This is a genomic window from Myxococcus qinghaiensis (genome assembly GCF_024198215.1).
Classification (GTDB): domain Bacteria; phylum Myxococcota; class Myxococcia; order Myxococcales; family Myxococcaceae; genus Myxococcus; species Myxococcus qinghaiensis.
Genome location: NZ_JAKCFA010000011.1, coordinates 298,883 through 312,099 on the forward strand (window position 1 = coordinate 298,883; position 13,217 = coordinate 312,099).

Below are 13,217 nucleotides of genomic sequence, written 5' to 3' on the forward strand. Positions count from 1 at the left end.
CGTGCCCAAGGTGACTTTCAAGAGCCCCCTGGCCGAGGTCAGCGTGGACGTGCCCCCGGGGACCATCCTCCTGGACGCGGCCGAGCAGTGCGGCGCCCAGGTGGGCCATAGCTGTGGCGGGGTCTGCGGCTGCTCCACCTGTCACATCTGGGTGCGCAAGGGCCTCGACTCGCTGAGCGAGCAAACGGACGCGGAGGCGGACCGCCTGGACATGGGGTTCGACGTGCGCCCGTACTCGCGGTTGAGCTGCCAGACGGAGGTCAGCCAGGAGGACGTCACGGTGGAGATCACCGAGGAGTCCCTCACCGCGTTCATGGACGAGAACCCCGTCATCCGCCGCGCCCTCGAAGCCGAGGGGAAATGGCCGCTGAAGAAGTGAGGTTGTTACGTAGTTCTTGACGGCGCGGGGCAGGACTTCTATATGTCCGCCCCATCGCAGCAACGCCGCAACGCCGCGAGGAAGAACCACCTGCCCAGGTGGTGGAATTGGTAGACACACTAGATTCAGGGTCTAGCGCCTGCAAGGGCATGGAGGTTCGAGTCCTCTCCTGGGCACAAAGTTGAGAAGGGGTCCTGGTTTCAAACCAGGGCCCCTTTTCGCTTTTCAGGGCTCGGAGCGCCCCACCCTCACGGTGGCGCCGGCTCCACGGACTCGTGGGCCACGTGGCTCGCGGCTTCACGCGCCAGGCTGCCGCCCTTGCGCAAGTCGCGGATTCGAATCTTCCGGACGTAGACGGAGATGGCCCCCACTCCCGCCTGACTGAGCACCGTCCCCAGGTGGGTGAGCGTGGCGAAGGCCGCCGCGTCCTCCGGTGAGGCCCCCAGGCTGCGGGCCGCCCAGCTGGTGACGAAGTAGTAGATACCCATGCCAGCCGGGACGCCGGGGAGCGCCTGCCCCAGGGAGATGGCGCCCAGCACCACGGCCCCCGCGAAGAGGCCCCCTTCGATTCCGATGCCGTGCAGCGCCAGCCCGTAGGCCAGCGCGGACGCCATCACCGGGCCCACCGAGAAGAAGAGCACCTTGCCCATGCCCCGGAAGGAGCGCGCGGAGCCCAGCCCGTCGCTGACGTGGTGGAGGAAGCCCTCCAGGCGCGGGAAGCGGTGACGGCGGTGCATCCAGTTCGCCAGCGGCGCGGACCAGTGGGCCAGCAGCACGACGAGGGCGACCAATCCCACGCACAGGGACACCGCCACCTTGAGCTGCCCCTGGAAGCGGGAGAGCGTGGCGCCGAAGGGCCCCAGCAGGGAGAGCGTCACCAGCAGCATCAGCGCGGCGAACTCCATCAGCTTGCAGACGCCGACGGTGCCCAGGCAGCGCAGGAAGGGGATGCGCTCGGTGCGCGACAGGAGGAACGAGCGGAGGATGTCGCCCAGCTTCCCCGGCAGCGCGTTGTGGACGAAGGCGCCAATGGCGACCAGGTGGTAGCGCTCGCGGAAGGGCACGCGCTTGCGCAGCGTGCTCTGCCACTGCACCGCGCGCAGCGGGATGATGGAGCCCTGGAGCAGCACGAAGGGCAGCAGCCACACGAGGTGGCCGGGCAGGTCCCTCAGGAAGTCCCCCAGCGGGAAGCGCGGCACGAGCAGCGGCCCCGCGCCCTGGAGGTTCCACCGGAAGAAGGCCGTGGAGAGCAGGACGACGGACAGGGCCAGCCCCACCACGGCGAGCAGCACCTTGGGCAGGCTCACGCCACGCGCCGAAGGTCGGGGCCACGTGCCCCTGGAGCGAGGTGGCGCGGGCTTCACTGGACCCACCGAAGCCGGAGGGCGGGCTCCCGATAGGCCTCCGCGAGCCGCTCGTGCAGGTCCACGCAGTGGGCCAGGCCGGACAGCTCCACCGGCGCATCCGCGGGCCAGCACACCAGGCTGTTGGCCTCCGTGCGAGTCAGCCCGCCGTGCGAGCCGAACTCCCAGGCGAAGCCCACCGTGCCGCCCCGCTGCACCGCTTCACCGAAGAGGACCAGGTCTCCAGCGGTCTTCATCGCCGGCAGGCCCTTGAGGAAGTCCGCCACCGCGCGGCGGCTGTACTCGGGCGACAGGGGCGCGCGCTCGATTTCGTCCGGGCCGTACACGCCGCCGCGCACCACTGCCACCGCGGAGTTCCCCCGGCGCATCGCGACGATGCCGATGTCCGCGCTTCGCGTGGCGCGCGCCAGCACGTCCGGGTGACGCGCCAGCAACGTGCGCGCCTCCAGCGGCTCGCGCGCGCCGGAGAGATAGACGTGGGCGAAGTTGCCGCACTCGATGATGACGGGCTTGAACGGCTCGCGCGCCACGGGGTCCACCTCCGGGAGCGGACGGCCTTCACACAGGCCGCGCGCCACGTCGTCGGACAGCGGGACACGCTCCCCCTCCAAGAGCATGGACTCCAGCCGCACTCCTTGACGCTGCTCCAGCGGAAGGCTGTCCACGTGGCCGTGGTCAGAGAGGATGACGACGTCGTACGGCCGCTCCACCGAGCGCGACATCGCATAGAGCTCCGCGAGGTACGCGTCCACGCGGTGCAGCTCCATCAGCGCCAGCTCCGAGCGCGGCCCGCGACGGTGGGCCACCTCATCGTAGTTGCCGTACACGAGGTAGATGGCGGGCACGCCGCGCACCATGTCCACCAACGCCTTGGTGTGCGCGAAGCTCCAGCCCAGGCGCTGGAGGAACACGCGGCTGAGCAGGAAGGACTGCTCGTGACGCCAGTCGTGGAGGGAGTGCCCCCAGTGGGCGACTTCGCGCGCCGCCTGCCACGTGTCCATGCCGAACGAGCGCAGGAAGTCCCAGGTGCCCCGCGTGCGGCCCGCGGCCAGGCCCATCATCTCGTAGGAGAACGAGCGCGACATCAGCTTGAAGCTGCCCAGCGTGCTCATGCTCCACGCGTTGTCCGCGCCCGCGCGAAACAGCGAGAAGTACCCGTGGCCACCGCCGTCCAGCAGGCTGTCGCGTCCCGCGCCTCGCAGGCGTTGGTCGACGAGCAGCGCGTCCGAGGGCACGTTCATCTTCAACTCGCGGCCCAGCTCCCGGTCGTACCAGGAGTAGGCAGGCAGGTTCGATTCGCGCATGCCGAACAGCAGGCCCGCCTGGAAGTAGGGCGTGGAGGTGGGCGCGCCCCAGAAGGCGTCATCCAAATGAAACGAACCCGAGCGGATAAGTCGTGAGAAGAACGGCATCTTCCCGGCGACAATCGCCTCGTCCAGCAGGGCCTTTGGTACCCCGTCTAAATGGACAATCAGGAGGTTCCGACGTCCATGCGCCGCTGCGGGCGGAACTTTCGCGCGGATGCGTCGCGCAAGCCCGTGGGCCCACATCCATGAAGCTGGGGTAATGACACCACTCACGTTGACGCCTCCCCTCCCCCGGCAGGCAAAATGAGCACTTGGGGGGACGGCCGCCTTCAGTCGAAGGCAGCTCTCCTGGAAAGCAGGCGGGCAGGTAGCGCCGTCCTTCAGTCGGGATGGAACCGACTCAGAGAGGCGTCACCACGGTCCCCATGCTGATCTCCGCCGTCCTGCTCGCAACCCTCGCCGCCGCTCCGGTGCAGACGCCGTCACGGCCGGCCCCGGGGCTGCCGCCCGCGAAGACGGACTCGGGCTCGGACATCATCGCGCTGCCGATGATGACGTTCAGCTCGGACAGCGGCATCAGCTACGGCGCCGTGGGCGGCATCTACCTGTACGGCCCTGGGAAGACGCCGTATGCGCACGGCATCGGCGCGCAGGTGTTGTTCAGCAGCCGCGGGGTGCAGAGCCACTACCTGCGCTACGACGGGCCGCGCCTCATCGGTCCGCTGCGCCTGGAGGCGGGGCTCGAGTACCGCCGGGAGCTGCGCAGCCCCTTCTTCGGCGCGGGCAACCTGTCGGCGCCGGACTTCAATGGCGACCTGGACAACGAGCGCTACACCTTCGACAAGGGCTCGCCGGGGGCATGGGTTCGCCTCCGTGGCCGGCCATTCGGCCCCACGCATCCGCTCCAGTCCTACGTGGGCTACGCGTGGCGCAACACGAGCGTGAGCGCGGAAGACCAGTCCATGCTGACGCAGCAGCAGCCCATCGGAATTGAAGGCGGCTCCACCGGCCAGCTCCTCGTGGGCGCGCTGTGGGACACGCGCGACGACGAGACGGACCCGCTGGAGGGCGGCGTGGAGGAGCTGGCCCTGCGCGTGTCCGGGCAGGCCACGGGCAGCCGCTACCAGTACGTGGGCATCACCCTGAGCGAGCGGCGCTACCTGCGGCTGTCGTCGCGGCTGACGCTGGCGCAGCGGCTCACCCTGGACATGCTCTTCGGCGACGTGCCGTTCTTCGAGTGGAGCAACACCGGCGGCGTGAATGTGTCGGAGGGAATCGGCGGCATGAGCAGCGTGCGCGGAATCGAGCGCAACCGCTTCTCCGGCAACATCAAGGCGTTCAGCAACACGGAGCTGCGCTTCCAGGCCGCGCAGATGCAGGTGTTCGGCAAGAACATGAAGGTGGGCGCGGTGATGTTCCTGGACCTGGGGCGCGTGTGGCACCCGGGCGTGACGGACGGGAAGTGGCACGAGTGGCACCCGGGCATCGGCGGCGGCCTGCGCCTCACCCGTCGCGCCGCCGTGGTGCGCATGGACTACGCCCGCTCCACCGAGACGGGCCGCCAGCGCATCTACATCACCTTCGGCCACATGTTCTGAGCAGCCCCTCGGCCGAGCCTGGGCCCCAGGCTCAGCCGCGCGCGTCCACCCAGGCGCGCAGCCGCGCATCCACATGCGTCTCGCCCCGGACGCCCTGCTCGGCCTCCAGCAGCAGCGTGTGGAAGCCGCGCGACTCCAAACCCTTGCACAGCTCCGCGCGAGCCTCCGTGTCGGGAGCGAAGAGGATGCAGCCGTCCCCGCCCCCCGCGCCGGACAGCTTGCCCACGCAGCCGTAGGCCGCGGCCATCGACAGCACGCGGCGCATGCCCTCCGTCTCCAGAGGGCCCAGCTCCAACAGGAGTTCGTGCTGCGCCTTCACCGCCTCGGAGAAGCCCCGGAAGTCCCAGCCCGCGAGGCCGTCTTCCAGCACCTGCCCCACGGTGTTGGAGCGCTCGACGAAGGCCTGACGCCCCGCCTCCTCCAGCCGCGCCTCCGCCTGGCCAATCAGCACCCGCGTGGACGCGCTCTCGCCCGTGAAGGCATACGCCATGGCCACCCGGGGCACCGGCAGCCGCCACACGTCCACCGAGGGAGACTCCGTCAGCGCCGCGCTCAGCCGGCCGCCATTGCTCGCGTCGGCCAGGGGCGTCACGTCGTAGCGCCGGTAGCGCAGCACGCCGCCCGCGAAGCTCGCGGCCACGTCCCCGCCGCTGCCCTTGCCCCCCTGCCCCAGCGTATGCGCCAGCAGCGCCAGCTTCAGCGCGTCGTAGCGCTCCTCCAGCACGTAGCGCGCGCCCTCGGCCGCCAGCACCGCCGCGCACGCGCTGCCACCCATGCCCAGCTTCTGTCCGTTGGGCCCCACCGCCGAGGGAGCCACCGCGAAGTCGAAGCCCTGGCTGGCGCGGCCGTGCGCGCGCAGCGCCTCGTCCAGCGTGCGAGCCACGAAGGAGAAGCCCGCGGGCACCTCGCGCTCCCAGCGCACGCCCCGGGGCGTCATGCTGCCGCCCAGGGAGCCCTCCTCCAGGCAGACATGCACGCGCGCATCCTCGCGGCGCCGCACGTAGGCCGCGGTGCGGGGTGCCACCGCCGCCACCCGCGCCACTCCGCCCCACAGCACCGCGTACTCGCCGGAGACGAACAGCTTGCCCGGTGCGGAGAGGGCGCGCTCCATCAGAACAGGTGCTCCTGCTTGAGCACCGCGTCCCCGCCCGGCACGCAGCGAATCACGTCCAGCGCGCCACACGCTCGCGCCAGCGCCTCCGCGGCGACTTCGTGCGCGGCGTCCGTCAGCAGCACCGGGTTGGGGCCCGCGTCCAGCGTGAACCAGACGGGGATGCCCTTCTTGCGGTGCTCGCGCAGGTGCTGGATGAGGCCCAGCGTCGCCGCGTTCAGGTAGCAGAGCGGCGGGTCGGCCGCGAGCGACGTGGAATGCATCCGCCACGCGTTGCGCTCACACAGCTCCCCCAGCGCCTGCAAATCCCTGCGAGCGATGTGCGCGCGGGCGCGCGGCACTTCCTCCTCCGCGTCCCGCACCCAGGCCGCGTAGTACGGGCTGGTGTCCACCGTCTGCTTCATCCCGTCGCGGGACTTCACGTCCTTCTCGCCCCGGTCCAGCACCGCCACCACCATGCGCAGGTCCGGCCAGTGCGCCGCGTCGAAGCGCTGCACCGCGAAGCTGTCCTCACCGTCAGGACGCTCGCCGCGCTGCCACTCGCAGAAGCCACCCTCCACGCTGCGACACGCGGAGCCGCTGCCCAGCCGAGCCAGGATGCTCGCGGCCCTCGAGTCCGCCGGCAGGCCCGCCGCCGCGCGTCCGGCGACAGCGAGCGCCGCGAAGCCCGCCGCGCTGCTCGCGAGCCCCGCCGCCATGGGGAAGTCTCCGCGCGAGACGACCTTCGCCGGGCCCAGCGCGTCCTTCGTCTGGGCGCGCACCGACTCCAAGAGGCGCAGCACGCGCTCGCGCTCGCTGCCCTTCGACGTGTGGCCGTTGATCTCCACCGCGTCGCTCGACACGCCGAACTCCACCGTCGTCGTCACCGACAGCGGCGACAGCGTCAGCGACAGGCTGGACTGGTGCGGCAGGATGAGCGCGTCGTCCCGCTTCCCCCAGTACTTCACGAGGGCGATGTTGGGATGCGCCAGGGCAGTGGCTTTCATGGGGACACTCACGACGCTCGCGGACCCGCGAGCTGGCTGCTGAAGCAGCGCACACCGAGGCGGGTGAGCTGGACCACCGCGGCCTCCGGTTCGAGGAACAGACCGACCACGGCCCCGCCATCCCCACCCGCTCCGGTGAGCTTGGCGCCCAGCGCCCCCAGGCCACGCAGTCGATACACCATCTCTTCCAGCGGCGGCGAGGACAGGCCCAGCGCGGCCAACAGTCCCTGGTTGACGTTCATCGCGTCCCCCAGTGCCTCCAGGTCCCCCGCCTCCACCGCCTTCGCGCCCTCCGACGCCAACCGCCCCATCTCCGTGAAGAGGCGCCGGTAGCGCTCGGGCCAGCGCGCCTGCCGCTCCCGCAGCGCCCCCACCGTCTTCTTCGTGGGGCTGCGCTCGCCGGCCAGCGCCACCACCACCTTCAAGGGGCGGGGGCTGTCCACCGTCCTGCCACGCCCCACTGTCGCCGCGTCGGGCGTGCGGCGATAGAGCAGGAGCCGCTCCTCCGCGCTGACGGTGTGGTCCACCCCGGACGGCGTGCCGTGGAACTCCTGCTCCATCTCCCACGCCAGCCGCGCGGCCTCTGGCGGCGTGGCCTGCTTGCCCGCCGCCAGCAACAGCAGCCGCGCGCACGCGACGGACAGCGCCGCGGAGCTGCCCAGGCCCGCCGACAGCGGCAGCTCGGGGTCCAACGTCACCTTCACCAGGGGCTCCCCCACCAGCTTCGCCGCGCGCGCGAAGGCACCAGTGAGCAGCGCCCGCTGCCCTCGGCTCAGCGTGGACGGAAGGGAGAGCTGACACTTCTTGGACGGCACGCCGCGCGCCTTCACGCCTTGCGACAGCGGCCCCGCCAGCGCGGGATGGCCGTACACCACGCTGTGCTCACCCAGCAGGATGACCTTGCCGGCGCCGAACGTGGACAGCGAGGACGGGGTGCCCACGGCGCTCAGAGGGTCGTGCCCGTAGCGGCGGCGGCATCCTCGGCGGACAGGCTGGCGAGAATCTCCCGCGCCTTCTCCACCTTCACGTGGCCCGCCTTCACCAGCAGGTCCGCCAGCTTCTCCACCCAGTCGCCGCGCGCGCCCGCCGTCACCGCCACGCAGCGCGCGTGCAGCGCCATGTGGCCCTTCTGGATGCCAATGCTGCCCAGCGCCCGGAGCGCCGCGAAGTTCTGCGCCAGCCCCACCGCCGCGAACACCATGGACAGCTCACGCACGCTGGAGGCGCGCAGGAGCTTCAGCGACATCTGCACGCCAGGGTGCACCTTGATGGGTCCGCCCACCAGGCCCAGCGCCAGCGGCAGCTCGATGCGGCCCACCAGGTGGCCTTCCTCCAGGTACCACGTCGACAGCGGGCGGTACTGACCACCACGGCAGGCGAACGCGTGCGCGCCGGCTTCAATCGCGCGCCAGTCCTGCCCGGTGGCGATGGCCACCGAGTCGATGCCGTTCATCACGCCCTTGTTGTGCGTGGCCGCGCGGTACGGGTCCGCCTCCGCGAAGCGGCTGGCCTGGGCGATGCCCTCGGCGATGGTCTCACCGGGCATCTCGAAGTCGGCCAGCATCGCCAGGGGAATCCGGCACGTGGCGCGCGCCAGCCGGCGGTCCGCCAGGTTGGAGAGGATGCGCAGGTACACCTTGCCGCCGGTGATCTGCTCCACCAGCGGCGCCACGCCCTCCGCCACGGTGTTGATGAGGTTGGCCCCCATCGCCTCCTGCGTGTCGATGAGGATGTGCACCACGAGAAGTGGCTCGCCGCGCGGGCCCTCGGGGGCCGGCAGCACGCGCACCTCCACGTCCTTCGCCCCGCCGCCGCGCGCCACCATGGCCGGGTGGAAGCTGTTGGCCAGCGCGAGGAGCTGCTCCTTGTGCGCGAGAATCTTCTCCGTGGCCTCGGTCGGGTCGCCGTAGCGCGTCACCTGGACCTGGCCAATCATCATCGACTCGTCGGCCTCGGCGTAGAAGCCACCCGCCTCGCGGACAATCTTGGCGGCGAACGACACCGCCGCCACCACCGACGGCTCCTCCACCGCCATGGGCACCAGGTAGTCGCGGCCGTTGACCTGGAGGTTGAGCCCCACGCCCAGCGGCAGGGAGAACGTGCCCACCGCGTTCTCAATCATCTGGTTGGCCAGCGCCGGCTGCAGGGCCTCGGTGCCGCGGAGCTGCTCCACGTCCGTGGGAGAAAGCCGCAACATGCGCGCGAGCTGCGCCAGGCGCTCGTCCATCGGCAGCTTGTGGAACCCGGAGAGCCGGGACGTCACCGTCTCAGACATGTTGAGTCTTCCTTCTTCCCGCGTCGATGCGCACGGCGACTACAGCGCCGTCATCCAATCCTTCAACACTCCGGTCACCACTCGCGGTCGCTGCCTGAGCTCAGCGCAGCTTCTGCTTCCCGTGAGTACGAGCGCCTGTCGCAGCCCCGACAGGATGACCTCCAGCGCCTGCTCCGCCGCCTCCACCCCACCTGCCTGCTGCGCCCGGAACAGCGGCAAGGCCATGCCGCCCAGGTCCGCCCCGAGCGCCAGCAGCTTCGCCACCTCCAGCCCCGTCCTCACCCCACCACTGCCCACCAGTCGGACTTCCGGCCCCACGGCCGCGCGCACCGTCGCCACCGCCGCCGCCGTGGGAATGCCCCACGCGCTGAATTCAGCACCGACCTGGGCTTGTACGCCCGACGCCCGAAGTTGTTCCACGCGAACCCAGGACGTGCCGCCCAGCCCCGAGACATCCAGGTTCCGGACACCCAGCTCCACCAGCCGCCGGGCCACGTCCGGGCCGATGCCGCAGCCGGTCTCCTTCACCAGCAACCGGTCGCCGAAGGCCTTCACCAACGCGGCCACCACGTCGTAGCCGCCCCGGAAATCCCTGTCGCCCTCGGGCTGGGTCAATTCCTGCCCGGCGTTGAGGTGCAGCGCGATGCCGTCCGCGCCGATGTCCTCCATCAACCGCCGCACCCCGTCCACGCCCAGCCGCACCGCCTGATAGAGCCCGATGTTGCCCAGCAGCGCCACCGTGGGCGCCACCTGCCGCACCTGGTACGACGCGACCCGCGACACATCCTCCGCCATGGCGCGCTGGCTTCCCACGCCAAACGCCAGCCCATGGCGCTCCGCCAGCAATGCGAGGTCACGATTGACCACGCCCGCGCGCTCGGTGCCGCCTGTCATTCCGGTGACGAGCAGCGGGTGGCGCAATTGCTTTCCAAGAAACGGGGTGGAGAGGTCCACGTCGTCCGCGGCCATCTCCGGCATGGCGCAGTGGACCAGGTGGACGTGCTCCAGGAGTGTGCTGTTCTCGACGGGCTCGACGTCGCCGGTGGCGCACAGGTCGAGGTGAGCGTCTTTACGTCGCGCTGTGATGTCCTCGACCATGTGAGAAGCAGCCCGTCCCAAGTGTCCGTCAGGGCGTGTAAGTGCCCGATGGCTCGTGGGTTTCCTAGCAAGCGCAAGGGGACGGGCGCAAGCCAAAGGGCCCGAGCGGCCCGCAGTGGCGACTCAATGGACGGCTCGGGCTGCTGAACGGTATGAGGCCCGCATGAGCACGCCCCCGTCACCCAAGGTGGTCGTCTTCCTCCACAGCGGAGATTACGACCGGGTGCACCAGGGACTGTCCATCGCCGCCGCGGCGACAGCCTCCGGCCGACGCGCGGAGGTGTATCTGTTCTGGTGGGCGCTCGAGCGCTTCCTGCGCGGCGAGTTGGATGAGCCTGACTTTCCAGGCCGGGCCGACATCACCGACCGCTTCGAGTCGCGGGGCATGCCCACGCTGCGCGCCTTGCTCGAGCACCTGACGGAGTCCGGGCTGTGCACGCTCGCGGGCTGCACGGGCTCGCTTGGCGCGCTGGGGGGCGAGCCGGAGACCGCGAAGAGTGGCATCGAGCTGTGGCTCGGCTGGAGCGCCATCCTCCAGCGCACCGCCGGCGTGACGGACCGCTTCTACCTCTGACCCGCAAGCGGCCCCTCATGCACCGGCCGCGCTCCGCCGGGGCATGCGCGCGTGTCGTCAGTGCGACAGCTTGAAGCCCAGAATCACCGTGCGGGGAGCGTTGGGCCGCGCGCCATACGGACGGCGCGAGACGATGTCCGCCGCGTCGAGCACGTTGCGCGCGCTGAAGTAGAGCTGTCCCCAGCGCGAGAAGTTCCAGTTCGCGTTGACGTCGAACGTGAGCAGGGAGTCCGTCAGCTCACCGGGCGCCGCCTCGCCCTGCCCCGCCGACTCGCGCATGGTGTCGACATAGAGCGCGCTCAGGATGACGCCACCCAGCGCGCCCTCCACACCCACCGACGCGAAGAGCTGGTGCCGGGGCACGTAGGGCAGCTCATCTCCGGCCTTCACGTCGCCGAACTGCGGGTCCGCCGAGCGGAAGTCGTTGAGCAGCTCCGTGCGCGTGAAGGTGTACGAAGCGGACAGGGGGAACGTCACGCCGCCACCCGGGCGGAAGGTCTTCTCCGCGAAGACCTCCAGGCCGTAGATGTGGGCCTGGCCCGCGTCCGTCTGCCGGTCCAGGTCGTCGTCCACGCAGCCGCTGGAGAAGGTGCAGATGGCGGTGAGGTTCGAATAGTCGTTGAAGAAGCCGACGACTTCGAAGCGCTCGCCCCGGCGCGTCCAGCGGGCGCCCGACTCGTAGTTGATGCTCTTCTCCGGCTTCACCGAGTCGGGCTGGCCCGGCGACGGCGGCGAGAAGCCCCGGTACGCGCCCGCGAAGAGGCCCAGGTTCGGCGTCAGCGCGCCGTAGGCTCCCAGGCCCGGCATCAGCACCTCGAGCGCGCCGTCCGTGTCCTCGCCGGTGATGCGGTCATACGAGCGCGAGCGGATGACCTCCAGGCGCACGCCCGGCGTGAGGACGAGCGGCCCCCAGGCGATGGCATCCGTCACGTGCAGCGCGAGGGCGTGGGTTTCGTCCTTGTTGTTGGCCGTGGTGGACGTGGGGGCGCCGGCCCAGACGAGCGCGCCGCCCGCCATGCGGTACGCATCCTCGGTGTGCTTGCGGTCGATGCTGTCGTAGTGGAAGCGCGCGCCGACCTCCAGGCTGTGGCTCAGCGGGCCCGTCGTCGTCGTCCACCGCGCGATGCTCTGGAGGCCCTGCGAGACGAAGGTGCGGTCATTGGGGCCGATGAGCAGCGTGTCCTGCGTGGACGACGTGTCAATCTGGCCGGTGAGCACGCCGTAGTAGATGGAGTTGCGCGCGCTCGTCGGGTCCGCGAGCACGGTGGCGATGGCGGTGCCGCCGAAGCGGTTCACCTTGCGCCACGCGCGTGAGAAGTCGTTGCGGTAGGCCGTGGTGGTGAGGGCCAGCGAGCCGGACTCCAGCACGTGGCTGGCGGCCACCTGGGTGCGGTGCCACTTCATCCGGTCCAACGCGCTGGCGACGTAGCGGCGCAGCGGATTCTCCCGGAAGTCCGCGTCGGACAGGCCCAGGTAGGTCTCGTTGGACAGCTCGTCGGAGTAGCCCACCTTGAGGTTGAGGCTCTGACGGACCGCTCCGTCGGGCACCAGGCGGTAGCGGGCCTTCGCCATCCACTCGTTGCGCCGGAAGCCCGTGGTGCCGCCGCCGTCCAGCTCCTTGAAGCCGTTGCTGCGCAGGTGGATGCCCTCCACCAGGAAGCCCGCGCGCTCGGTGCTCGCGCTGAAGACGCCGTGCGCCTTGCCGTACAGGTAGCCGCCTCCGGCGATGTCCAGCCACGCGGACTCGGAGGCGGAGATATCGCGGGTGAGGAACTCCACGGAGCCCGCCACCGTCTGCGGACCGTGCTGGATGGCGGAGGGGCCCTTGAGCACGCGCACCGACTGCATGCGGGTGATGAGCGGGAAGAAGTAGGCCGCGGGCGCGGAGTACGGCGCGGGACCGAAGAGGACACCGTCCTCCAGCAGCGTCACCTTCTTGCTGCGGTCCGGATTCACGCCGCGCAGTCCCACGTTCGGCCGGAGGCCGAAGCCATCCTCGCCGCGCGCGTAGACGCCGGGCACGCTCGTCAGCACCGCGCTGGGGTCGTCCTTCTCGTAGCGCTCCAACTGCGAGGGCTTGAGGATGTGGACCGAGCCGCTGGTGCGCGTCTCCGAGGTCCCCACCACCACGCTCTCGAACTTCCGCTGACCGGCCTCGGGCACGACGGGCTCGGCCACGACAGGCTCTGCGGGGTCGGTCGCCACAGGCTCTCCGGGCTCAGACACGGCGGGAGAGGCCTGGGCCGGGATGTCACCGGCGACGGCGGGCTCCTGTGCCGGGGCCAGGGGTGCATCCTCGGGCGTCGCGGGGGACGCCACCGGCTCCGACGGAGCAGGCACGACGACGGGCGCGTCCGGAGTGAAAGCCGTCTCCTGTGGCACGGACCAGGCGGCCGACGACGTCACGACTCCCACCATGAGCACCGGAGCAGTCCAGCTCCGCGCCCGCCTCAGCCTGTCCTTGAACCATGCCATCTGCGAAGTACGCCCTTGTCTCGATGGTGTGCCGTGGCCCTGCGCCAGAT

11 protein-coding genes and 1 tRNA gene are annotated in these 13,217 nt (G+C 70.6%); 4 read left to right on the forward strand and 8 right to left on the reverse strand.

Features of this window, described 5'->3' with window-relative positions; translation table 11 throughout:
- The first annotated feature begins 1 nt into the window (after position 1).
- Both LZ199_RS22605 and LZ199_RS22610 read left to right on the forward strand, forming a co-directional pair.
- Positions 2-379: a 2Fe-2S iron-sulfur cluster-binding protein gene (locus tag LZ199_RS22605; protein WP_253995807.1), complete on the forward strand. Its 378-nt coding sequence runs from the start codon at positions 2-4 to the stop codon at positions 377-379.
- A gap of 92 nt (positions 380-471) precedes the next feature.
- Positions 472-555 (forward strand) — tRNA-Leu (locus LZ199_RS22610).
- 72 nt (positions 556-627) lie between these two features.
- On the opposite strand, the gene LZ199_RS22615 is transcribed toward LZ199_RS22610, so the two are convergent.
- Together LZ199_RS22615 and LZ199_RS22620 are read right to left on the reverse strand one after the other, a co-directional pair.
- On the reverse strand, positions 628-1,680 hold the full coding sequence (locus LZ199_RS22615; protein WP_253995835.1) for a lysylphosphatidylglycerol synthase transmembrane domain-containing protein: 1,053 nt from the start codon (positions 1,678-1,680) through the stop codon (positions 628-630).
- Positions 1,681-1,739: 59 nt separating this feature from the next.
- A complete protein-coding gene (locus LZ199_RS22620; protein ID WP_253995836.1) occupies positions 1,740-3,293 on the reverse strand; it encodes an alkaline phosphatase family protein in 1,554 nt (517 codons plus the stop codon).
- A 182-nt stretch (positions 3,294-3,475) separates the two neighbouring features.
- Between LZ199_RS22620 and omp85 the strand changes: the two genes are divergently transcribed.
- Positions 3,476-4,648, forward strand: a complete 1,173-nt coding sequence (gene omp85 / locus LZ199_RS22625) for an Omp85 family outer membrane protein (protein WP_253995808.1) — start codon at positions 3,476-3,478, stop codon at positions 4,646-4,648.
- Positions 4,649-4,679: 31 nt separating this feature from the next.
- On the opposite strand, the gene LZ199_RS22630 is transcribed toward omp85, so the two are convergent.
- From LZ199_RS22630 to fni, 5 genes are read right to left on the reverse strand one after another with little or no spacing between them, the layout of a single operon-like run.
- Positions 4,680-5,759, reverse strand: a complete 1,080-nt coding sequence (locus LZ199_RS22630; RefSeq protein ID WP_253995809.1) for a mevalonate kinase family protein — start codon at positions 5,757-5,759, stop codon at positions 4,680-4,682.
- Positions 5,759-6,745 (reverse strand): diphosphomevalonate decarboxylase, encoded by a 987-nt coding sequence (gene mvaD / locus LZ199_RS22635; protein ID WP_253995810.1) that lies wholly within the window; start codon positions 6,743-6,745, stop codon positions 5,759-5,761. Before mvaD ends, LZ199_RS22630 begins: the two co-directional genes overlap by 1 nt.
- An 8-nt stretch (positions 6,746-6,753) precedes the next feature.
- Positions 6,754-7,686, reverse strand: a complete 933-nt coding sequence (gene mvk, locus LZ199_RS22640; RefSeq protein ID WP_253995811.1) for a mevalonate kinase — start codon at positions 7,684-7,686, stop codon at positions 6,754-6,756.
- A gap of 5 nt (positions 7,687-7,691) precedes the next feature.
- Positions 7,692-9,020, reverse strand: a complete 1,329-nt coding sequence (locus LZ199_RS22645) for a hydroxymethylglutaryl-CoA reductase, degradative (protein WP_253995812.1) — start codon at positions 9,018-9,020, stop codon at positions 7,692-7,694.
- Positions 9,021-9,059: 39 nt separating this feature from the next.
- Positions 9,060-10,118 carry a type 2 isopentenyl-diphosphate Delta-isomerase gene (fni, locus tag LZ199_RS22650; protein ID WP_253995813.1) on the reverse strand — a complete coding sequence of 353 codons (1,059 nt, stop codon included), beginning with the start codon at positions 10,116-10,118 and terminating at the stop codon, positions 9,060-9,062.
- Between the two features lie 163 nt (positions 10,119-10,281).
- Between fni and LZ199_RS22655 the strand changes: the two genes are divergently transcribed.
- Positions 10,282-10,692, forward strand: a complete 411-nt coding sequence (locus LZ199_RS22655; RefSeq protein WP_253995814.1) for a hypothetical protein — start codon at positions 10,282-10,284, stop codon at positions 10,690-10,692.
- A gap of 57 nt (positions 10,693-10,749) precedes the next feature.
- Here LZ199_RS22655 and LZ199_RS22660 read toward each other — a convergent pair whose 3' ends face one another.
- Positions 10,750-13,167, reverse strand: coding sequence for a TonB-dependent receptor family protein (locus LZ199_RS22660; protein WP_253995815.1), 2,418 nt, complete (start codon positions 13,165-13,167; stop codon positions 10,750-10,752).
- Positions 13,168-13,217: the final 50 nt, after the last annotated feature.